Here is a 22887-nt window from a genome sequence, read left to right as displayed (position 1 = left end):
CTGTTAATCCACCAACCGTGACGCCAGTGGTCGGATTGTCGTGAATACGATGAGCGATCGTCTCGGGGTTTTTAGCCGGGTTATCCGGTAACGACACAAAGGGGATTCGAATGCGCAAGTATCTTTTGGCGACGGTTGCGTCGCTCGGCATGTTGGCCGCCGCTTCCGGCGTCGCCCATGCCCAAGCGGCTAAGGCGCCCGCGCCGGGCACGATTGTCGTGCACCTGAACGGGTTGTTGAACGACCAGATCAACGACATTGGTTCGTCGATCAATACGGTGAATGGTTACAAGCTGAACCCGATTGGCATGAGCGGCTTCCTCCGCCTGTATCCGGGTTTTGACGGGACCACCGAGGGTGGCCTGCAATACGGTGTCGCGTCTGAACTACGCACCGCATTCACCAATGCCGGTCAAGGCATTCACGAAGGCGGCGGCGGCGTTGAATCATTGGTGATTCGTCGTGCCTATGCGTATGTTGGCACCAAGGAAGCGGGCTATGTCCGTTTTGGCCAGACTGACGGCACCTGGGATTTGCTGACCACCGGTGAGTATTACAATTACGGTGACGGCAATGAGTTCAACTCTGACGGTGGCGTTGGTGCAGCGACTCCGGGCAATGCTGAGCCGAAGGGTTTGTTCTCGGTCTCTGGCGCGCTCTACACCACCAACAAGATCGTTTACCTCTCGCCAGACATCGCCGGTTTCCAGGTTGGCTTTGACTTCGAGCCAAACTCGAATGGTTTCAAGGAAGGCGAGACCTGCGGTCTGCCGGGCGTCGACTGCGCCACGCTGGCCAGTGCGCCAGGCGGTGCGGGGAACGCGCGCCGCAAGAACACGTTGGGCGCTGCTGCCGAATATACCGGTAAAGCCGGAGCAATTGGCTATAAGGTCAGTGCGGCCTACTTGATGGCTTCGCCGATCGGAAGCAGCGGTCCTCTTAGCACGACCACCATAACCCAAACTGGCGTTAACAGCGCCGGTCTCATTACGGGGAAATCGACGACAACTGTAACCAATCCGCAGTATAAAGGTCTGCGCGTTGATCAGTTCTCCGCGCAAGTAACTTATGGTGGGTTCCTACTCGGCGCAAACTTCAAATCCGGTCAAGTGAACAATGGCTACACGTTCCTTCTGCCGGGTCAGCGTGATGCGCTGTTCTATGAAGTGACCGGCGTTTACACGATGGGTCCGGCTACGATTGGTGCCCAATATTTCAATAACCAATCTGCTGGTGATTACACGCTAGGCAGCATGATCGGGCGAACCGAAACCGACTATGGCTTTGATGTCGGCGCAAACTACGCCTTATCTCCGCATTTCGGCGTCTACGCGACTTACCTCTATGGTCATCGTCACCAATACGGCGCGGACCTCGCAGGAACAGCCGGGAAGACCAGTCCAATTGTGGTTGGCAACAACGTCCAGTCGCAGGCGATCAGCGCTGGTGCGCAGTTGAAGTGGTAATCTGATCCTTCGGATCGGGTGCTGAATCGGGCGGCGGAGCAATCCGCCGCCCTTTTTCGTGCCGGGTGGTGGCCGATCCTGCGCAATCGACGCGGCTGCTCTTGGCGTTCATCGATCACACGGTTAAACAGTTTTGTGTGATTGTCCGGATCAGCCGGCTCACCGAGAGCTGATTGGTTTGGATCAATCAGGCTCTATCCTTTGTTTGGCGATCAATGTCGTTGATTTGTCTCGAATCCGAAGATTCGATACAAAGCAATATTGCTCTAGCGGAGACCACAGTGCGCCCTCACCTCTTTTCTCACCTGACCCTCGCCCGGCGTGCCACAGCGCCCGTGATCGCCGCGAGCTGCGTGCTCGCTTTGGCCGCCTGCAGCAACGCCAAGCAGCCCAACCTGCCCAATATGGAAACCTATCGGGTGCCCACCCAAATGCAGGGCAATGGTAGCGGCGGGATTGGCGATTTATTCACCTTTGGCAAAGGGGGTCATGAAAGCGCTGGCGCCACCGGGGTTGCGGTGAATGCCTATTTGTGGCGCGCCTCGCTCGATACGCTGAGCTTCATGCCGCTCGCTTCGGCGGACCCGTTCGCTGGGGTGATTATCACCGATTGGTATTCACCGCCCGGCAACGCCAATGAACGTTTCAAAGCAACGGCCTATGTGCTGGGCAAAACGCTGGCTGCGAATAATTTGAAAGTTTCGGTGTTCCGCCAAGTGCGCGCGGGGAGCGGCTGGGTGGATGCGCCGGTTGATCCCGCGACGGCGCATGGGATTGAGGACCGGATTTTGGCCCGCGCGGCCCAGCTCAAAGGCGGCAGCCAGATCAATGGCTGATCTGCCGACCCAAGCGGTGGGAGTCGCTGAGGATTCCTACGATTTTCGCGCCGCCGAGCCGCATTGGCAGGCGGCCTGGGCGGCGGCAGGGTGCTTTGCCACCAATGATAAGCCTGTGGGCAGCAAGCCCAAATGCTATGTGTTGGAAATGTTCCCCTACCCGTCTGGCAAAATCCATATGGGTCATGTTCGTAACTACGCGATTGGCGATGTGGTTGCCCGCGCCCGCCGCGCGCAAGGCTATGATGTTCTGCACCCGATGGGGTGGGACGCGTTCGGTTTGCCCGCTGAAAATGCGGCGCGCGAGCGCGGCATCGATCCGGCAGAATGGACGGTGCAGAACATTGCCGCCATGCGCGACGATTTGAAGCGCGTTGGCCTGTCGCTGGATTGGTCACGCGAATTCGCCACCTGCGATCCGGATTATTATGGCCAGCAACAGAAAATCTTCCTCGATTTCTGGCGCGCGGGCCTCGCTTATCGGCGCGAATCGGCGGTGAATTGGGACCCGGTTGATATGACCGTGCTCGCCAATGAGCAGGTGATTGATGGGCGTGGTTGGAAATCCGGCGCGCTGGTTGAAAAGCGCAAGCTGCGGCAGTGGTTTTTCAAAATCACCGAATTTGCCGATGAATTGCTATCCGGGCTGGACACGCTGGAGCGTTGGCCGGAGCGGGTGCGCACGATGCAGCGCAACTGGATTGGGCGCAGCGAGGGCGCGAATGTTGAATTTTCGCTCACCGCACCGATCGCGGGGCATGACAAGGTCAAGGTGTATACCACCCGGCCCGATACGTTGTTTGGGATGAGTTTTCTGGCCATCGCGCCGGATCATCCGCTGGCGCTGGCGGTGGCGGCGCAGAATGACGCGGCTTCGGCTTTTATTGCCGAATGTCAGAGCAGCGGCACCTCCGAGGCGGCGATTGAAGCGGCAGAGAAGCGCGGTTTTGATACTGGTTTGCGGGTGAAGCACCCATTCACCGAGGCGACTTATCCGGTTTGGATCGCGAATTTTGTGTTGATGGATTATGGCACGGGTGCGATTTTTGGCTGCCCGGCGCATGACCAGCGCGACTTGGATTTCGCCCGGAAATATCAGCTCAGCGTGATTGCTGTGGTGGCACCGAAGGGCGAGGCAGCGCCTGAGATTGGCGATGTGGCGCTCACCGGCGATGGCGTGATCATCAATTCGGATTTTCTCACCGGGCTTGATGTGGCGGCGGCCAAGCGGCTGGTGATTGCGCAATTGGAGCAGCGTGGCATCGGCCAGGGTGTGGTGAATTGGCGCTTGCGCGATTGGGGCGTTTCGCGGCAACGGGCTTGGGGTTGCCCGATCCCGGTGATCCATTGCGAGGTTTGCGGCGCGGTGCCGGTGCCCGAGCGGGATTTACCGGTCAGGCTGCCGGAGGGTTTGCCGTTCGACCGGCCCGGCAACGCGCTCGATCACCACCCGACTTGGAAACATGTGACTTGCCCACAATGCGGCGCTGCTGCTGCGCGCGAGACCGATACGTTCGATACGTTTGTCGATAGCTCCTGGTATTTTGCCCGGTTTTGTGCGCCCCGCGCCGCGACACCGACCGATATTGCCGCGACCAAGCATTGGATGCCGGTCGATCAATATATTGGCGGCATTGAGCACGCGATTTTGCATTTGCTGTATGCGCGGTTCTTCACCCGGGCGCTGCATCGGCTCGGTCATGTGGGGGTGGATGAGCCGTTCGCCGGCCTGTTCACCCAAGGCATGGTCACCCATGCGAGCTATCGCACCGAGGATGGACGTTGGCTCTATCCGGACGAGGTGACCCATCATCCGGATGGCAGCGCAACCTATCAGGGTCAGCGCGTGACCATCGGCCCGAACGAGAAAATGTCGAAATCCAAACGCAACACCGTCGATCCGGCGGCGGTGATCGAGCGGTTTGGCGCGGATGCGGCACGCTGGTTTACCCTGTCAGACAATCCGCCGGAGCGCGACGTTGAATGGACCGAGGCGGGCGCGCAGGGCGCGTTCCGATTTGTTCAACGTGTCTATCGGCTTGCCCGAATGATTGCCGCCGAACCGCGTGATCTGACCGCATTGGATCAGGCGGTGGGCGATGCGCGCTCATTGCGGCAGGCAACGCACCGGGCAATTGCCGGGGTGAGCGAGGCGATTGATGGTTTTGCCTTCAACGTTGCGATTGCGCGGCTCTATGAATTGGCCAATGCGATTAGCGATACCGATGGCAAAAACTCTGCCGGCCTTGGTGCGGCGCGGCGCGAGGCCGTTATCGCGCTGATCCGTCTGGCGGCACCGATTATTCCGCACGTGGCCGAGACCGCCCATGCGCTGCTGGAACCGGACGCTGGCTTGGTGGCCAATTTGCCCTGGTTGGTCGCTGATCCCGACTTGGTGCGGCGTGATCGGGTGACGATTGGGGTGCAAATTATGGGAAAATTGCGCGCTGCCATCGAGTTGCCAATTGGCGCGGATGCGGCAACGGCGACGCAAGCCGCGATGGCCGAGCCGAAAATTGCCCAGGCGCTCGCGGGGGCAACTATCGTGAAGACTATCCATGTGCCGGATCGGATCGTGAATTTTGTCATTCGCTCCTAAATTTCGCGCGCTGCTGCTCATGCTCGGGGTCGTTCCGGCCTTGGCCGGGTGCGGGTTTCACCCGGTCTATGCCCCGTCCTCGGGGGCAACGCCGTCAGTGGCGGCACAATTGGATGAAATTCAGATCGGGCTGATCCCGAATCGCTCGGGGCAATTGCTGCATGAGGCGCTGGAAGCCGATTTGCGGCGGGCCGGGGCGCCGGTGTTTTTTCGCTATCATTTGCATGTCAATTACGGCATCAGCGCTCAGGTGATCGGCTTGCAACCGGATAGTTCAAGTTCGCGCACCCGGCTATTTGCCAATGCCAGTTGGCAGCTCACCAAGGCGGGTGAGCCGAGCCAAGTGGTGACTAAGGGGTCGGCCTCGACGATGGATGCGGTGAACGTTGTCGATAATCAGTATTTCGCCCTCTCGCTCTCCAACGATCAGGCGCATCATCAACTCGCCCGCGCCATTGCAGAGCAAATTACTTTGGAATTGGCCACGTATTTCAACGCCCATCCGCACGCGGGCTGATCGCGCTCGATGAAAATCGATGCGCGCCACACTGACCGTTTTCTGGCCGATCCTGGCAAAACCCGCCTGGTGCTGATTTTTGGCGCTGACACATCGCGGGTGGTGGAGTGGGGCCGGGGTTTGGCGAAGCGGATCGCCGGATCGCTCGATGATCCGTTTCGCGCCACCGAGCTGAGTGCCGATCAGGCGGAGCGTTTGGCTGAGGAAGCCTCAGCCCCAGCGTTTGGGGGCGGGCGGCGGGTTGTTTTGCTCCGCGATGTCGGGGATGCGCAGGTAAAATTTGTTGAGGCCGCCTTGGCGACGCCGGGCGATGCGCTGATGGTGGTGCTCGCCGGGGATTTGACCACGCGTTCGAAATTGCGGGGGCTTGCCGAGAAGCGCGATGATTGTGCCGCGATCATTTGCTATGTGCCGGACGCCTCGGCGCGTGGCCCTGCCTTTGCTGCGATGCTGCGCGAAGCGGGGGTGAGCATAACCAGCGAGGCGCTGACATTGGCGGCTGCACGATTGGGTGGCGAGACTGGCGCGTTGCGCGATGCGGCCGAGCGGGTGATTTTATATGCTGGCGCCGATAAGCGGGTTGATGTTGCCGAGATCGACGCGGTGTTGGACGATCAAGGCACCGGCTCGATGCAGGACGCCATTGATGCGGCGTTGGCGGGTGATCTGGCCGGGGCGGATCATGCGCTCGCGCTGGCGCTGGATGAGGGGGCGGCTCCGGTCGCGGTGATCCGGGTTTTGCTCAGCGAATTGGCAAGATTGCGCTTGCTGGCGGAAAAAATTGCGCAAGGCGCCGCGCCGCGCGATGCGGTGGCTTCAATGCGCCCGCCGGTGTTTTTCCGGCGGGTGCCCGTGGTGGTGCAGGCCGCGACGCGCTGGCGTGAACCCGCGATTATCCGGGCGATCAGCATGGCGCTGACGGCGGAGGCGGCGTGCAAATCCTCAGGCGCGGTGCCGGACTTGCTGTGCAAGCGGCTTTTTTATGATCTGGCCGGGGCTACAGCCCGAGCTCGTTGATCATCGTTTCGCGCATGATGAATTTTTGAATTTTCCCGGTTACCGTCATGGGGAATGTATCGACGATGCGCACATAGCGCGGGATTTTGTAATGGGCGATTTGCCCTTCGCAGAAGTGCCGCACCTCGGCATCGGTCAGGCGTTCACCCGGCGCCGGCTGCACCCAGGCGCAGGGCACCTCGCCATATTTGGGGTCTGGCACGGCAAAGACGCTGGCGGCGGCAATTTTCGGGTGACGGAATAAGAACTCCTCGACCTCACGCGGATAGATATTTTCACCGCCACGGATGACGATATCCTTGCTGCGCCCAACGATGGTGCAATAGCCCTGCGCATCGAGCACGCCGAGATCGCCGGTATGCATCCAGCCCGCATCATCGATCGCTTCATGGGTCTTTTCCGGCTCGCCCCAATAGCCGAGCATGACGGAGTAGCCGCGCGTGCAAATTTCGCCCTTGGTGCCGACCGGGACGATTTTACCCTCGGTATCAATGAGTTTCACCTCAAGATGCGGGTGGATCCGGCCAACCGTCGCCACGCGCAGTTCGGTTGGGTCATCCGGGGCGGATTGAAAGCTGACCGGCGATGTTTCGGTCATGCCGTAGCAGATGGTGATCTCGGCCATGTTCATGCGCGAAATCACCCGGTTCATCACCTCGATCGGGCAGGTGGTGCCCGCCATGATGCCGCCGCGCAGCGAGGATAAATCAAAGCTGGCGAAATCCGGGTGATCCAGCTCGGCGATGAACATGGTTGGCACGCCATAGAGATGCGTGCAGCGCTCAGCGGCGACGGCGGCGAGGGTGGCGCGCGGATCGAACCCTTCGGCGGGATAAACCATGGTGGCCCCATGGGTGATCGCGGCCAGATTGCCCATGACCATGCCAAAACAATGATAGAGTGGCACCGGGATACAAATGCGATCCCCCGCGCGCAGGCCACAGCCGGCACCGACAAAATAGCCGTTATTCAGAATATTATGATGCGATAAGGTCGCACCTTTGGGCGCGCCGGTGGTGCCGGAGGTGAATTGGATATTGATGGCCTCGTCAAACTGCCGGGTTGCCGCGAGCGCATCACGCTGGGCGCAGGAGGCTGGGGTCGCGGCGTCATCGATCGCGTCAAACCTGATCATGCCGGGCGGGGCGGTTTCAGCACCGATGGCGATGCAAAGCTTGAGATGTGGCAAAGAAGCCGCCTCCAGCGCGCCGGGGGAGGCTTGGCGCAATTCGGGCGCGAGTTCGAGCAGCATGGCGACATAGTCGCTGGATTTGAACGACCGGGCCAAGACCAAAGCTTTGCACTGGACTTTGTTCAAGACGAAAGCGAGCTCGGCGGTGCGATAAGCGGGGTTGATGGTGACCAGAATAATGCCCACGCGCGCCGAGGCGAATTGCAAAATTGCCCATTCGGCATTGTTGGGCGACCAAATGCCAATCCGATCACCGGGCTCCAGCCCAAGAGCCAGCAGACCAGCCGCGCAGGCATCGACCCGCGCATCAAATGCCGCGTAGCTCAGCCGCACGCCTTGGCTGCAAGACACCAGCGCGTCACGCTCGGCATGGTCACGCGCCGCCTGCGCCAGTGCCGCGCCAATCGTTAAACCGAGACGCGGTGTGGCACTTAAACCCTGAACATAGCTATTTTGCATGTTTCACTCCCGTTGCGGCCAGACTACCGTGCCGCAACGGATCGTGAAAGAGGATTACTCAGCGGCGAGTTTGTAGTGGTGCGATTGCGGTGCCGGCGCGCTGCCATTGGCGAAAACAGCATCCAATGACTGCCAAAGCGGTTCAACGGCGCGCAAATTCGCCTCTTTCACGTGGCCATAGCCACGAATTTGCGCGGGTAGGGTCGCGAGTTCGACCGCCTTGGCGAAATTATGATCATCCAGCACCGCGAGCGCCTGGCGGATCGAGCGTTCATAGCGCCCTGGCAAGGCCCGCTCGATACGGCGTTCCTCGGTCCGGCCGAACGGATCGAATTCGGTGCCGCGCAGGAATTTGAATTTTTCCAACACGCGGAAGGCGGTGAGCACCCAGGGGCCGAAGGCGCGTTTTTGCAAATGGCCGGTGCGCGGGTCGCGCTTGGCGAGTAGCGGCGGCGCGAGATGGATATGGATTTTGCCGCCATCGACGAATTGCGCGGCGATGGCGGTCCGGAACGCAGGCGCGTTATAGAGGCGGGCGACTTCGTATTCGTCTTTGTAAGCAAGCAATTTGTAGAAATTACGCGCCACCGCCTCGGTCAGGGCGATGGAGCCAGGGCGCAAGCGCGCTTCTATCGCCCGCACATCGGCGATCAAGGCTCGATAAGGCTGGGCGTAGGCCGCGTTTTGGTAAGCCACGAGCTCGTTGTCAAAACGGTGGATGAGCGTGTCGAGGTCAGGCGCGGCATCGGCTTTTTTGGTGGTATTGGGCAGTTTGGCGAGCACGGCAGGGAGATCAAGACAGGCAGCGCGCCCCCAGGCGAAGGCGGCGAGATTAAGCTCAACCGATTGATTATTAACCCGTATCGCCTGCTCCAGTGATTCCCGCGATACCGGCACTTTACCCATCTGCCAGGCATAACCGAGCACAAACAGATTGGTTGCAATCGCATCGCCCATCAGCGCCGTTGCGATCGAGGTGGCATCGAGCGCGGAGAGATGCGCCTCGCCAACCCGCGCGGCGATGGTTTGGCGCAGCCGACGCATGGGCAATGAAAAATCAGGATCGCGGGTGAAGGCGCCGGTGATGGTCTCGTGCAAATTGACCACGCTTGCGGTATTTTCGCCCAGGCAATCGAGCGTTTCATGCTCGCCGGCAACCAGCGCATCGCAGCCCAGCAGCAAATCAGCGCGACCTTCCGGCACCCGCAGCGCTTGGCCGGTGCCCGCAGCGCCACCAAAGCGGACATGCGAGACGACGGCTCCGCCTTTTTGAGCAAGCCCCAGCACATCGAGCACCGATACTGGCAACCCATCGAGATGCGCGGCCATACCGAGCATGGCGCCGATTGTGACCACGCCGGTGCCGCCGATACCGGCGATGACCACGTTCCAGGGCCGCTCTAGGCCTGGGCGTGTTGGCTCGGGCAGATCGGTCGGGGCTGCGGCGAGCGTTGCCTCCGGCTTACGCAGGCCCGCGCCATGCACCGTCACGAAACTGGGGCAAAACCCATCGACGCAGGAGAAATCCTTGTTGCAGGATGACTGGTCAATGGCGCGCTTGCGGCCATAATCGGTTTCCAGCGGCACGACCGAGACGCAGTTGGAGGCTTTCGAGCAATCACCGCAACCTTCGCAGACGCGCTCATTGATGAAGGCCCGCTTGGCCGGATCGACCATGGTGCCGCGTTTGCGCCGACGGCGTTTTTCGGTGGCACAGGTTTGGTCGTAAATCAGGGCGGTGGTGCCGGGAATGGTGCGGAATTCGCGCTGGATCGCATCAAGATCGCGGCGATGGTGAATTTTCACGCCCGGCGCCAGATCCGACACCGTTTGGTATTTCTCCGGCTCATCGGTGACGATATCGATGCGCGCGACCCCTTCGGCGGCAAGCTGGCGGGTGATTTGGGGGACTGACAGCGGGCCATCGACATGTTGGCCGCCGGTCATGGCCACCGCATCATTGAACAGGATACGATAGGTGATGTTCACCCCCGCCGCGACGGAGGCACGAATCGCGAGCAAACCGGAATGGTGGTAGGTGCCATCGCCCAAATTGGCGAACACATGATTTTCTTCGGTGAATGGTGATTGACCAATCCAGGCGACACCCTCGCCGCCCATATGGGAGAACACATCGGTCGATCGATCCATCCAGGTGACCATATAATGGCAGCCGATGCCGGCCATGGCCCGTGAGCCATCGGGCACTTTGGTGGAGGTGCTATGCGGGCAGCCGGAGCAGAAATGCGGCACGCGATGAGCGCCGAAATTGAGCTGATTCGCGGCATCGATATTGCTGCGCAATTTGGCCAGAATATCGGCGCGGGCGGCGCTTGGCATCAGGGCCTGTGCGCGGTCCCCTAGCGCCAGAGTGATTTCGGCGGCGGAGAGATCAGATTCCGGTTTAAGCAAAGTGGCACCCCGATCATCGGTTTTGCCCAACACGCGCGGTGCCGTCGCACTGCCATAGAGAATTGATTTAATTTGATTTTCAATAATCGGTTGTTTTTCTTCGACGACGATGATTTCTTCCAGTCCACGGGCGAAATCGCGAATGATCTCAGGCTCAAGGGGCCAGGTCATGCCGAGTTTGAGCAAGCGGACGCCCTCCAGGCCCAGATCGCCGCGCGCCTGCTCAACATCGAGGAATGATTTGCCCGCCGTGACGATGCCGATGCGCGCACCGGGCGCACGCTCGATCAGCCGGTTGATCGGGTTGGCGCGGACAAATTCGAGCAAAGCGGGATAGCGTAGGCGCAGCACCCGCGCCTCTTGATCCAGGATCGCCTCATGCAAGCGCATGGCGACGGAAGCCGGATCAATCTCCGGCATGACGATGGGTAGGGTTTCCGGATCGCTGCTGATCGAGGCCGTGCAATCGATAATTTCCTCGACGGTTTTAAAACCGATATAGAGCCCGGAATGGCGCGACGCCGCCCAACCGTACAGGCCAAGATCGAGAATATCGGCGATTGAGCTTGGCGCCAGAACCGGCACGCCCGCCGCGATCAGCGCCTGTTCGCTCTGATTGGCGATGGAGGAGGATTTAGCGGCGTGATCATCGCCCGCCACCACCAGCACGCCGCCCAAACGGGTGGTGCCGGCATAATTGGCGTGCTTCATCGCATCGCCCGAGCGATCGACACCGGGGCCTTTGCCATACCACATGGCGAACACGCCATCGCGCTTGGCGCCGGCGAAGAGCGGGGTCATTTGACTGCCCCATACCGCCGTCATCGCTAAATCTTCGTTGAGACCGGGCTTGAACACGATGTCATCGGCGTCCAGCATTTTTTTCGCGGCAAAAGCCTGCACATCCAACCCGCCGAGCGGTGAGCCGCGATAGCCGGAGAGAAACCCTGCCGTGTTAAAGCCACTGGCCCGATCACGGCGGCGCTGGGTCAGCAGCAACCGGATCAGCGCCTGGGTGCCGGTGAGGATCATCCGACCCGATTGGGCTTGATACCGGGCATCACGTGCAAGTTCGGCGGTCTTCATCAATCGTTTCCCCGTAAAATCATCACGACAGGTAGCGCCCTGCGCACAACGATGCCGCCGGGACCTGTGTAATATGCCGGTTTAGTCCTGAAATTACGAGGAAAATCCGTCAAACTTGGCGATCAGGCGGCGACCGACACCGAATTTCCGGATACTGCTTGGCAATGGGAAACGCCGTGTAACCTGTCCTGTTACGATCATGCTCGGCGAAATAAAATGTCGTTCAATTTTGTGCAGTGCCGAAGGATAGGGCGAAAATCCGCCCTATCTTTCCCAATACTCACGAAAATGTGATATTAATCAGCGAACGGGTCTTGCATCAAAATCGTATCGTCGCGCTCTGGGCTGGTGGAGAGCAAGGTCACTGGGCATTCCACCAATTCCTCGATGCGCCGCACATATTTGATCGCCTGTGCTGGCAATTCGGCATAAGACCGGGCGCCGCGCGTTGAGTTGGTCCAGCCTTCGATAGTCTCGAAAACCGGCTCGGCCCGCGCCTGCGCGCGTGCCCCGGGCGGTAAATGCCGCATCATCGTGCCATCGATACGATAGCCGACGCCGATTTTTAATTCTGGCAAACCATCAAGCACATCGAGTTTAGTGAGGGCCAAGCCCTGAATGCCGCCGACCTTGACGGCTTGGCGCACCAAGGCGGCATCGAACCAACCGCAGCGGCGTGGCCGACCCGTGACGGTGCCAAATTCGTGCCCCCGCTCTCCCAGCAACTGGCCGGTGGCGTCATGCAGTTCGGTAGGGAACGGGCCGGAACCAACCCGCGTGCAATAGGCTTTGGCGATACCGAGCACACGCCCCACGGCGTCCGGCCCAATGCCCGCCCCCGCCGCCGCTTGGCCCGCGACGGTGTTGGACGAGGTTACAAACGGATAGGTGCCGTGATCGACATCAAGCATGACCGCCTGTGCGCCTTCAAACAGAATGCGGGCATTTTCATGCCGCGCTTGGGCCAAACGCTCCCAGATCGGCTCGGCAAAAGGGAGGATTCGCGGCGCTAAAGCCAGCAATTCGGCGAGCAAGGCGGCTTTTTCGAAAATCGGCGCGCCGAGACCGGCGAGCAACGTGTTGTGGTGCAGCAATAATTCATCGAGACGCCAATCGAGCGTTTCCGGCTCGGCCAGATCGCACACCCGGATCGCCCGGCGTGCCACCTTGTCCTCATAAGCCGGGCCAATACCGCGCCCGGTGGTGCCAATGCGCCGTTCGCCGCGTGCGGCCTCGCGGGCACGATCAAGGGCTGCATGCACGGGTAAAATCAGCGGCGCATTATCCGCGATTCGCAACGTCTCTGGCGTGATCGATAAGCCTTGCGCGCGAATCCGATCGATCTCGGCGAGCAAGGCCACCGGGTCGATCACCACGCCATTGCCGATCAAGCCGAGCTTACCGCGCACCAATCCTGAGGGCAGGAGCGATAATTTATAGGTCTGATTGCCAACCACCAGCGTATGCCCGGCATTATGCCCGCCTTGAAACCGCACGACGATGTCCGCGCGCGAAGCAAGCCAATCGACCACCTTGCCCTTGCCCTCGTCGCCCCATTGAGCGCCGATAATCGTGACATTGGCCATGGATTATACTCCTGAAAGATCGATAATGGCGCCATCGCGCCAGAGATGCGAACAACCGAGTCGGCCAGCTTCGTGAACGAGGTCCGCCACCGGGCTAAGGCCGGCAATGGTTGCGAAGCCCTGCGCGCGCGCTGCCGCACCGGCCTCAACCGGCGCGTCGGCGGGCAGATAAAGCCGGGCGCGCAAGATCAGCTTTGGCGCGACGCGCAAGGCCGTGTCAGGATAAAGCGTGATACCGGTGGCCGATTCGCCGTTTTCACAGAGATAACGGCCACCACGTCCCAACTCGACCTGCCGACCCGGCGCAAAAATCGTGACGGCGGCACCGGTGTGATAGCGATAGCCCCGAAATTCCACCGGATCGATGGTGACCCGCAAATCGGGGTCTGCCGCGGCGATGCAGGCAACGATTGCCGCAAGACGATCCGCCAGAGCGCGGGCCGGTTTGGGTAGATCGATTTGCGCGATCATATCGAGGGCGCGCGGCGCAAGGCCGGTGGCATCGAGCAAGGTGCAAAGGGAATTTGCTCCATCGCCCCCGTGCCGGGCAATGGCGGCGGCGTCCTTGCGATCAAGCGCATGAGCGAGTTCAGCCCGATCCGCCGCGCCAAGGGCGGCATTGCCGATCAAGGCTGGGATCAAGGGCGGCATGGTCAGATCAATGCTCATCGACCCGATGCCTGAGGCGCGGAGCGCATCGGCGGCGACCAGGATCGCCTCGGCATCGGCTTGCGGCAAGTCTGGGCCGATCAATTCAATCCCCGCCTGCGACACCTGACGCTCGGGGGCCATTTGCGTGCCGCGCACCAGCAGGCACGGGCCGGCATAAGCGAGGCGCAGCGGGCGCGGCGCACCCGCCATCCGGGTGGTGGCGATCCGCGCAATTTGCGGCGTGGTATCCGCCCGCAACCCCATCATGCGCTGTGATTCCGGGTCCATAATGCGATAGATTTGCTCGCCGAGAGCCGCACCGGCACCGGAAAGCAGGGTGGTTTCGAATTCAACCAAGGGCGGTTGCACCCGTTGATACCCGTTCAAATCGAACCGATGCATCAGGGTTTCGATCAAATGCGCCTCGCGGGCTGCGTCCGGCGGCAATGTATCGCCGAAGCCGGCTGGCAATAATCCGCGATGCGGTGGCAAATCTTCGGTCATTTCGGTCTTCCCAGCGTTGCGCGGCCTCATACCATTAGCGCTGCCTGACGCCAAACGACGCGCGGCCAGACAGAACCAGGCAGCGCAGAAAATAATTGGCAAATTCCGCGCGTCATGCTTACGTGGTCACAACCTAAGCGAGCATTGTCATGCTATTCAACACGCCAGCCTTTATACTGGCCTTCCTGCCGCTCACGATACTGGGGTTTGCCGTGGCCGGACGCTGGAGCCGGCGTGCGTCGTTATTGATCTTGTTGCTGGCCAGCCTCGTTTTTTACGCATGGTGGAAGCCGATATTTCTGCCGTTGTTGGTCGGCTCCATCCTGGTCAATTACGCGCTGGTCGGGGTGATGCGGCGCTCAGCACAAGCGCGAACATGGCTCATCCTCGGCCTAATCGGCAATCTCGGCTTGTTGGGCTGGTTCAAATATGCCGGGTTGCTCGCCGATACCGGGGCCGCGCTGTTGGGACATGGCCCGGTGCAACTTGGAATTATTCTGCCGTTGGGCATTAGTTTTTTCACCTTCCAGCAAGTGATGTTTCTGGTCGATTCATATAGGGGCCAAGTGCCGCGATGCGGCATGCTCGATTATGCCTGTTTCGTTGGGTTTTTCGCCCATTTGATTGCTGGCCCGATTGTGCGGCCGGCCGATATTATTCCGCAATTCACCAACCATGACGGGCGCGTGCATCAGGCTAATCTTGTGGCCGGTATTGAAATATTTTTAATCGGTCTTGCTAAAAAATTAGTCCTGGCCGACAGCTTGGCACGGTTTGCCGATCCTGGTTTTCGGGCCGCGATGGCTGGGCATTCGCTCACGCTGGTTGAAGCCTGGTTCGCAGTGCTCGCCTATGGGGCGCAAATCTATTTCGATTTTTCGGGTTATTCGGACATGGCGATTGGCCTTGCGCGGATGCTGGGTATTGCGTTCCCGCTGAATTTCCGCAGCCCCTATCAAGCGCGGGACATCAGTGATTTCTGGCGCCGCTGGAACATCACGTTATCAATGTTTTTGCGCGATTATCTCTATATCCCGCTTGGCGGCAACCGCTGTGGCGAAGGGCGGCGCAATGCCAATTTGCTGATCACGATGCTGCTGGGCGGCCTATGGCATGGTGCGGCCTGGAGTTTTGCACTCTGGGGCGGCCTGCATGGAGCATATTTGATTATTCATCATCAATGGCGCCGCACCGGTTGGCAATTACATCGCACCCTGGCTCAGGCTGTAACAATGCTGGCCGTGTTACTGGCCTGGGTGCCGTTCCGGGCCGGATCGCTCGCCTCATGCACGATTATGGCGCGCGGCCTGGCCGGGCTTGATGGGTTTGCGCTACCGACATTGCTGCTCAAGGCCGTTCCTGCCCTGCGCTTGATGGCGACGCCGGTTGCCGTGCTGCCTTATCTCGGGGCCGCCCGCACGCTGAGTGTGGTGCAGGGGGCCGCTTTGCTGGCACTCGCTTGGGTGATCATTTTGCGAATGCCCGATTTGCATTCCCTCTCGTTGCGAGGGCGCAATGCCGCGTTGATCGCCGGATTTGCCTTTAGTGTGCAAGCCTTATTTTTTGCGCCGTTTGCGCGCCCCTTTATCTATTTTCAGTTTTAATGCGCCGCTTACTCCTTTGCTGCTTGATTTCCGTGGCGCTGTATCTGGCCAGCTTTGCCTTCGTGCTGAACAGGCCTTTATCGCTGGGACTGATTCGGTTGGAGATGCAGCAGAAATTAGCGCGCGGTGCCCGGCTGCCTTCACCAAAAATCGTGATCCTGGCTGGCTCCAACGCGCCATATTCGCATTCCTGCCGCGTGATTGGCGCAATGCTGCGAATGCCCTGCGAAAATGCTGGAATTGCCGTGGGTTTTAGCCTTGATGATTTATTCGCCCGGTGGCGACCGCTGCTGCATCGTGGCGATATTGTCTATTTGCCGATGGAAATACAGCAATATGACGTTACCCGGACGCAAAATGATCTGTCGGTTGATAGCGCGCTGCTGTTTCGCGATCATCGCGCATTGCTTTGGCGCTTGGGGCCACAACGCGCCTTGGCCAGTGCTTTTTCCAACCGGCTGACCGATGGGCTTGAGGCGATGATCGAGATGCTCGCGCACGGGGTTGGCTATGGGCATCGCCGCGCCAAGCTAGCGGCGCAATTTGATCGGCAAGGCGATCGGATCGGCACCACGCTGTTGACCGCTGATCCGCAATTCCTCGCCTTGTTGCATCGTTCGGAGCCGTCACCAAGGACAATTCGCGATGGGTATGGCCGACGGATTATTGCCCGATTCGTGCGCGCCGAACAGGCGGCAGGGGTCACGATGATTGGCGGATTGCCGACTGATTTTGATACGGTGACGCTGTCAGCCAGGGATATTGCGCCCATTCGAGAGACATACACAAAAAATGGTGGCGCATTCTTGATCACGGCAAACCATAGCCGATACCCGCCGGCTGATTTTTACGACAGCGAGGATCATTTGGCTCAACCCTGCCAATATTTGCAATCTTTCGCCGTCGCGCGCGGGTTGGGGCGCTTAACGCATCGCCCGGTTAGCGCACCAACCACCGCAATGCAAAAAGAAGCAGAAACATGTCCGTCTTACCGGACAGAAATTGCTTTAGTGAAACACACAACGCACTAACCACCGATGCCCCGATACTGAAATCAATACGAAATCAGGATCGGGACCGGGTGGATGTCAGACCATTTTTTTGAGCGACGGCGAGGCCTTGAAGCGGACGGTTTTACCAGCTTTGACCTTGATTTCAGCACCCGTGCGCGGGTTGACGCCCTTGCGAGCCTTGGTTTTGCGCACAGTGAACGTGCCGAAGCTCGGCAGGGTGAATTTGCCTTCTTTTTTCAGCTTCTTCACGATTTCTTCGATCAGGTCCGTCGCGGCCCGATTCGCCGCCACGCCGGTAATTTCGGCTGATTCCTGGATAACTTGAGCAATAAACGCTTTCGACATGGGTGAAAGCCCCTCTCTGTGTCCGATCCGATCGGGGTTTGCCCTCGATGCGGACGCCGATTTGTCGGCGGGTTGAAGATTCTTGCGCTAGCATCGGGTCTCGATGCGACACGCTCGATTCTTCTAGCGATTCGCGCAGGTTTTGAACAGGGGGATCAAAATGAAATTACAGAAAACCCATGACCACAGCCGCGCCGACAAAAGCACTGGCGCCAAGGGCGATGGATGCCCAGCTAAAGGATTTGATCTCAGTAATCACTGAAACGGATGCTAGAACAATGGCAATTTGCAGCGCGCCAACGGCGAGTTCCAACAAATGATAAAGATGTAATTGATGATTGCGCTCGCGGGTTTCTTGCTCGGCTTGCTGGCGCAATTCGGCCTTTCCATTTCCATTGGTGGTATCAGACAGATTTTTTACGGCCTTTTGACTGACCAATTTTGCCGCTTGCGCCAATTTTGGATCGTTATTCAGCCGTGCCAATGCCGCCAAGGTTTTGGCTTCGCCTGATGCGAGCTCGGCTTTGATCGCCTTCGCCTGATAAAAATTCCACGTATCAGTTACCTGGATCTGTTTGGCGATGTAATCGTTCTGCGCCGATTTTTCGCCCATCTCGCTGATCGCCAGACACGCGGCCAAAATACCGATCAACAACCCCATCCGCTTGGCATGTTCGTTTTGCGGATGTTCCTCGATATGCTTATGGCGCTCCAACGTCTCGGTCGCGAGCTCGGAAGGTTCCATGGTCGTGGCCTACGTAAGTGTTGATTGCAAGGAGATGGGGACTGGATAAACCAGAAAATGGTGCCCAGGGGCGGGATCGAACCACCGACACTACAATTTTCAGTCGTATGCTCTACCAACTGAGCTACCTGGGCACTGACGGATGAAATAGCCGAACCGAGCGCCGCCATCAAGCCGTCATGTTCAATCGGTGCAAATGCCCCCCTCTTGCGTCGCAGCCGCGAAGGCGATAAGGCCGCGATTGGGCCACGTCCCCCCACCGGGACGCTTTATCTTCTGAAAGGGAGAGCCATTATGACTGCGCATGCGCCAACGCCGCCTGCAACCCGCCCTGCCAATCCCAATTTTTCATCTGGCCCCTGTGCCAAGCGCCCCGGCTTCGCGCTGGATGCTTTGCAGGGTGCATTATTGGGCCGCTCGCACCGCGCGAAGGAGCCGAAGGCGAAGCTCGCGGAAATTATCACCCGCTCGTGCGATATTCTGGGCCTGCCCGCCGATTGGCGGTTGGCGATTGTCCCGGCGTCAGACACGGGTGCCGTGGAAATGGCTTTATGGTCCATGCTGGGTGCGCGTCCGGTTGATGTGCTTGCCTTCGAGAGTTTTTCCGAGGCATGGGCAACCGACATTCTTAAACAGCTCAAGCTCGACAATGCGCGCGTTTTGGCCGCTCCCTATGGGCAATTGCCCGATTTGTCGGCGGTTGATTTCAGCCATGATGTGGTCCTGGCCTGGAACGGCACCACCTCTGGCGTGCGCATTCCCAATGGTGATTGGATCCCTGCTGACCGGGCGGGATTGGTGATTGCCGATGCGACTTCGGCGGCCTTCGCCATGGCGTTGCCGTTCGACAAGCTCGATGTCGTTACCTGGTCGTGGCAAAAAGTGTTGGGGGGTGAGGCCGCGCACGGCATGTTAGCGCTCAGCCCCCGCGCGGTCGAGCGGCTATTGACCTATAAGCCGGCCTGGCCGCTACCCAAAATTTTCCGCATGACATCCGGCGGAAAACTGACTGAAGGCTTATTTGCGGGCGAGACGATCAACACGCCGTCAATGCTGGCCGCTGAAGACGCGCTGGATGGGCTGCGTTGGGCGCAATCGATCGGTGGTCTACCCGCCTTGATCGCCCGATCCGAGGCTAATCTTGCCGTTGTTGCCGATTGGGTCGCGCAGAATGATCGCGTGGGCTTTCTGGCTTCTGATCCGGCAATCCGGTCTTGCACCTCGATTTGCTTGGTGATCGCCGCCCCCTGGTTTGTCTCGCTTGAGAGCGATGCGCAGGCCAAAGCCGCGAAAAAAATTGCGGCCTTATTGGAAACTGAAGCGGTTGCCTATGATATTGCCGCTTACCGCGATGCGCCGCCGGGCTTGCGCATTTGGGGCGGGGCGACCGTGGACACCGCCAATATCGCTTCGTTGTTGCCCTGGATTGATTGGGCCATTGATCAGGTTGGTGCCGATCAAACGACCGCGTGATGAAACGACGATAGGCGGTGGTTGATGCAACAGGCACCGTCACGATCGGTGGCAACTGCGTTGTTATCGCCGATTTCTATCTTTCGATCGATTAAATTGCCCCTTTTTTCTGAGGTTTCTCATGCCTAAAGTTCTGATCAGCGACAAACTCTCCCCCGCCGCCATCGACATCTTCAAGCAGCGCGGCCTTGATGTCACCGTCAAGACCGGCCTCACGCCCGCTGAATTGCGCGCGATTATCGGCGAGTTTGACGGGCTCGCGATCCGCTCGGCCACCAAAGTGACCCGCGAATTGCTCGATGTGGCGCATAATTTGAAAGTCATTGGTCGCGCCGGGATTGGCGTTGATAATGTCGACATCAAATCAGCCACCGCCCGCGGCGTGGTTGTGATGAATACACCGCACGGCAACGCCATCACCACCGCTGAGCATGCCATTGGCATGATGTTCGCACTCGCGCGTGACTTACCGGCGGCTTCCGCTTCGACCAAGGCCGGCAAGTGGGAGAAAAATCGCTTTATGGGCGTGGAACTCACCAATAAAACGCTCGGTTTGATTGGCGCAGGGAATATCGGCTCGATTGTCGCGGATCGTGCGTTAGGGCTGAAAATGCGGGTGATTGCTTATGATCCCTATTTGACCGAGGTGCGTGCGACATCGCTCGGCATCGAAAAAGTTGAACTCGATGCGTTGTTGGCGCGGGCTGATTTTATCACCCTGCACACGCCGCTCACTGAGCAGACGCGCAATATTCTCTCGCGCGACAATTTGGCCAAAACCAAGCCGGGCGTGCGCATTGTCAATTGCGCGCGCGGCGGTTTGGTGGACGAGGACGCCCTTTATGACGCGCTGGTGGCGGGGCATGTTGCCGGCGCAGCCCTTGATGTGTTCGACATTGAACCCGCAACCGACAATAAATTATTCTCGCTCGAAAACATGGTTTGCACGCCGCATCTGGGTGCCGCAACGACCGAGGCGCAGGAAAATGTGGCTTTACAAGTGGCAGAGCAGATCAGTGATTTTCTGCTCACCGGCGCAGTGACCAATGCCATCAACATGGCCTCGGTCTCCGCAGAGGATGCACCGCGTTTGAAACCCTATATGGAACTGTGCCAGTTGTTGGGAAGTTTTGCCGGCCAATTGACCGAGGCGCGCCAAGGCGTGATCCAGCGGGTGAGCTTCGAATATGAGGGGGCAGCGGCGCATTTGAATCATCGACCCCTAACGGCTGCCCTGTTGGCGGGCTTGTTGTCGCCGCTCACCGAGGCTGTGAACATGGTGAATGCGCCGGTGTTTGCCCGCGATCATGGCATTGATGTATCCGAAACGATCCATGATCGCGATAGCGAATATCAAACCCTGATCCGGATCAGCGTGACCACCGGCGATCAGACGCGTTCAGTGTCTGGCACCTTGTTCGGTGGCGCTAAGCCGCGCTTGGTTGAGGTCAAAGGCATCAAAGTCGAGGCCGATTTTGGCCGCCACATGCTCTATGTCACCAACCAAGACAAACCCGGCTTCATCGCCAAATGCGGCGCCATTTTGGCTGACGCCTCGATCAATATCGCGACCTTCCATCTTGGCCGTGCGGCTGCCGGTGGTGATGCGGTATGCTTGATCTCGGTTGATGAGGCTTTGCCGGAATCCGTTCTTGCCGCCATTCGTGCCTTACCGCAGGTGATGCAGGCGACGGCTCTGGCGTTTTAGATCAATATTGGTTTAGGTCGAATCAACAGATTCGATCGAAGCCGATGAAATTGATCGACAAACAAAAGCTAGAGCGGTTCAGGCCACCTGCTCGCGCGTCGCGGCAAAGCGGATCTCAGGAAACCGCTCTGCCGCGAACCGCAGCGACCATGAATCCCGCGCCAGAAACACCGGCTTGTCATCACGATCCAAACCCATCGATGATTGGTTGGCGTCGATAAATTCTTTGAGCCGCTTGGCATCATCGCCGCTGACCCAGCGCGCCGTGCTATAGGGTGCTGCTTCAAAGCGGATCGGGATTTTATATTCGGCATCAATCCGCGCTGCCAGCACATCAAGCTGCAACGCGCCGACGACACCGACGATCCAATCTGCCCCCTGCACCGGGCGAAAGATCTGCGCCACACCCTCCTCGGCCAGATCTTCGAGCGCACGCCGTAATTGTTTGGCCCGCATCGGGTCGGTCAAGACAATGCGCCGCAGAATTTCCGGCGCAAAGCTTGGGATGCCGGTAAAGCGCAGCATTTCGCCCTCCGTGAGCGTATCGCCCACGCGCAGCGATCCATGATTGGGAATGCCGATAATATCACCGGGATAGGCTTCTTCCGCCAGTGAACGATCACGCGCGAAGAAAAAAATCGGTGCCTGCACGGCCATCGACTTGCCAGCACGGACATGAAACAGCTTCATCCCGCGTTGAAATCTTCCCGAGCAAATGCGGGTAAAAGCGATCCGATCGCGGTGGTTCGGGTCCATATTCGCCTGAACCTTGAACACAAACCCCGTCACCGCCGCATCCGATGCCGCAACCGGGTGTGGCTCGGCGCGCTGGAGGCTGGGGGCCGGTGCAAAATCCGCGAGCAAGGTCAAAAGCTCGGCGACGCCGTAATCCTTCAGCGCACTGCCAAACAACACCGGCGTGAGGTGGCCCGCGCGAAATGCCGCCAGATCAAAGGCGGGATAGGCACCCACCAATTCGACAGCGTCGCGCAGCTCCGCCAGTTGGTCGGGCGGCACCGAAACCGGCGCCGAAATCTCTCCGTCTGGCGATTGCCGCCCGATGGCGAGGTTGCGGGATATATCCCAGCAGCCGCGAAACAATCCCCCCATGCCAATCGGCCAAACCAGCGGACAAACATCCAACGCCAGCGTGCTGGCGATTTCATCCAGCAGCGTGAACGGGTCCTGACCTTCGCGGTCGATTTTGTTGATAAAAGTGATGATCGGAATGTCGCGCAGGCGGCAAACCTCAAATAATTTGAGCGTCTGTGCTTCAATCCCGCGCGCCGCATCAATCACCATCACCGCCGCATCGACGGCGGTGAGCGTGCGATAGGTATCCTCCGAGAAATCTTGGTGTCCGGGTGTATCGAGCAGATTGAACACCACGTCATGCCAAACGAAAGTCATTACCGAGGACGTGACGGAAATGCCGCGTTGGCGCTCAATCGCCATCCAATCTGATCGGGTATTGCGCCGATCACGTCGGGCTTTGACCATGCCGGCTTCGTGAATGGCACCCCCGAATAGAAGTAGTTTTTCAGTCAGGGTGGTTTTGCCAGCATCCGGATGGGAGATAATCGCAAATGTCCGGCGCGGCAGAACGGCTGACGGGTCTGGTGCATCGATGGGGGCGGTCATCGCCTCAAGGGGGGGATCACGCGGCAAATCATT

16 protein-coding genes and 1 tRNA gene are annotated in these 22887 nt (G+C 59.2%); 9 read left to right on the top strand and 8 right to left on the bottom strand.

Going from position 1 to position 22887, the window contains the following annotated elements; all coding sequences use genetic code 11:
* Window positions 1–110 precede the first annotated feature (110 nt).
* The 5 genes from ACYUCQ_RS02020 to holA all read left to right on the top strand — a co-directional run bounded on the left by ACYUCQ_RS02020 (window position 111) and on the right by holA (window position 6435).
* A complete protein-coding gene (locus ACYUCQ_RS02020) occupies window positions 111–1466 on the top strand; it encodes a porin family protein (protein WP_460252820.1) in 1356 nt (451 codons plus the stop codon).
* Window positions 1467–1747: 281 nt separating this feature from the next.
* Window positions 1748–2302, top strand: a complete 555-nt coding sequence (locus ACYUCQ_RS02015; protein ID WP_460252819.1) for a DUF3576 domain-containing protein — start codon at window positions 1748–1750, stop codon at window positions 2300–2302.
* Window positions 2295–4901, top strand: a complete 2607-nt coding sequence (leuS, locus tag ACYUCQ_RS02010) for a leucine--tRNA ligase (RefSeq protein WP_460252818.1) — start codon at window positions 2295–2297, stop codon at window positions 4899–4901. The genes ACYUCQ_RS02015 and leuS overlap by 8 nt, the downstream gene beginning before the upstream one ends.
* A 19-nt stretch (window positions 4902–4920) precedes the next feature.
* On the top strand, window positions 4921–5418 hold the full coding sequence (lptE, locus tag ACYUCQ_RS02005; RefSeq protein WP_460252817.1) for an LPS assembly lipoprotein LptE: 498 nt from the start codon (window positions 4921–4923) through the stop codon (window positions 5416–5418).
* Between the two features lie 9 nt (window positions 5419–5427).
* A complete protein-coding gene (holA, locus tag ACYUCQ_RS02000; RefSeq protein ID WP_460252816.1) occupies window positions 5428–6435 on the top strand; it encodes a DNA polymerase III subunit delta in 1008 nt (335 codons plus the stop codon).
* Here holA and ACYUCQ_RS01995 read toward each other — a convergent pair.
* The 4 genes from ACYUCQ_RS01995 to ACYUCQ_RS01980 form a co-directional block, all read right to left on the bottom strand.
* On the bottom strand, window positions 6416–8086 hold the full coding sequence (locus ACYUCQ_RS01995; protein ID WP_460252815.1) for an AMP-binding protein: 1671 nt from the start codon (window positions 8084–8086) through the stop codon (window positions 6416–6418). The genes holA and ACYUCQ_RS01995 overlap by 20 nt on opposite strands.
* A gap of 54 nt (window positions 8087–8140) precedes the next feature.
* Window positions 8141–11584 carry an indolepyruvate ferredoxin oxidoreductase family protein gene (locus ACYUCQ_RS01990; RefSeq protein ID WP_460252814.1) on the bottom strand — a complete coding sequence of 1148 codons (3444 nt, stop codon included), beginning with the start codon at window positions 11582–11584 and terminating at the stop codon, window positions 8141–8143.
* A gap of 296 nt (window positions 11585–11880) precedes the next feature.
* Window positions 11881–13170, bottom strand: coding sequence for an adenylosuccinate synthase (locus ACYUCQ_RS01985; protein ID WP_460252813.1), 1290 nt, complete (start codon window positions 13168–13170; stop codon window positions 11881–11883).
* A gap of 3 nt (window positions 13171–13173) precedes the next feature.
* Entirely contained in the window at window positions 13174–14325 is a 1152-nt protein-coding gene (locus ACYUCQ_RS01980; protein WP_460252812.1) for an ATP phosphoribosyltransferase regulatory subunit, read from the bottom strand.
* Window positions 14326–14474: 149 nt separating this feature from the next.
* Here ACYUCQ_RS01980 and ACYUCQ_RS01975 point away from each other — a divergent pair, with 149 nt between their 5' ends.
* Both ACYUCQ_RS01975 and ACYUCQ_RS01970 read left to right on the top strand, forming a co-directional pair.
* Window positions 14475–15929: an MBOAT family O-acyltransferase gene (locus ACYUCQ_RS01975; RefSeq protein WP_460252811.1), complete on the top strand. Its 1455-nt coding sequence runs from the start codon at window positions 14475–14477 to the stop codon at window positions 15927–15929.
* Window positions 15929–16960 carry a hypothetical protein gene (locus ACYUCQ_RS01970; protein ID WP_460252810.1) on the top strand — a complete coding sequence of 344 codons (1032 nt, stop codon included), beginning with the start codon at window positions 15929–15931 and terminating at the stop codon, window positions 16958–16960. The genes ACYUCQ_RS01975 and ACYUCQ_RS01970 overlap by 1 nt, the downstream gene beginning before the upstream one ends.
* 57 nt (window positions 16961–17017) lie before the next feature.
* On the opposite strand, the gene ACYUCQ_RS01965 is transcribed toward ACYUCQ_RS01970, so the two are convergent.
* The 3 genes from ACYUCQ_RS01965 to ACYUCQ_RS01955 form a co-directional block, all read right to left on the bottom strand.
* Window positions 17018–17287: an HU family DNA-binding protein gene (locus ACYUCQ_RS01965; protein WP_460252809.1), complete on the bottom strand. Its 270-nt coding sequence runs from the start codon at window positions 17285–17287 to the stop codon at window positions 17018–17020.
* Window positions 17288–17453: 166 nt separating this feature from the next.
* Window positions 17454–18032: a DUF4337 domain-containing protein gene (locus ACYUCQ_RS01960; protein WP_460252808.1), complete on the bottom strand. Its 579-nt coding sequence runs from the start codon at window positions 18030–18032 to the stop codon at window positions 17454–17456.
* A gap of 58 nt (window positions 18033–18090) precedes the next feature.
* Window positions 18091–18166 (bottom strand) — tRNA-Phe (locus tag ACYUCQ_RS01955).
* A gap of 160 nt (window positions 18167–18326) precedes the next feature.
* Here ACYUCQ_RS01955 and ACYUCQ_RS01950 point away from each other — a divergent pair.
* Together ACYUCQ_RS01950 and serA are read left to right on the top strand one after the other, a co-directional pair.
* Window positions 18327–19505, top strand: coding sequence for a phosphoserine transaminase (locus tag ACYUCQ_RS01950; protein WP_460252807.1), 1179 nt, complete (start codon window positions 18327–18329; stop codon window positions 19503–19505).
* Between the two features lie 121 nt (window positions 19506–19626).
* A complete protein-coding gene (serA, locus tag ACYUCQ_RS01945) occupies window positions 19627–21213 on the top strand; it encodes a phosphoglycerate dehydrogenase (protein ID WP_460252806.1) in 1587 nt (528 codons plus the stop codon).
* 78 nt (window positions 21214–21291) lie between these two features.
* Here serA and ACYUCQ_RS01940 read toward each other — a convergent pair whose 3' ends face one another.
* Complete coding sequence (locus ACYUCQ_RS01940; protein WP_460252843.1) at window positions 21292–22854, bottom strand: peptide chain release factor 3; 1563 nt, start codon at window positions 22852–22854, stop codon at window positions 21292–21294.
* Window positions 22855–22887: the final 33 nt, after the last annotated feature.

This window comes from Acidiphilium sp. MT5, assembly GCF_054767495.1.
The sequence above is the reverse complement of the archived record's forward strand: the minus strand, read 5'-3'. Positions and strand labels throughout refer to the sequence as shown.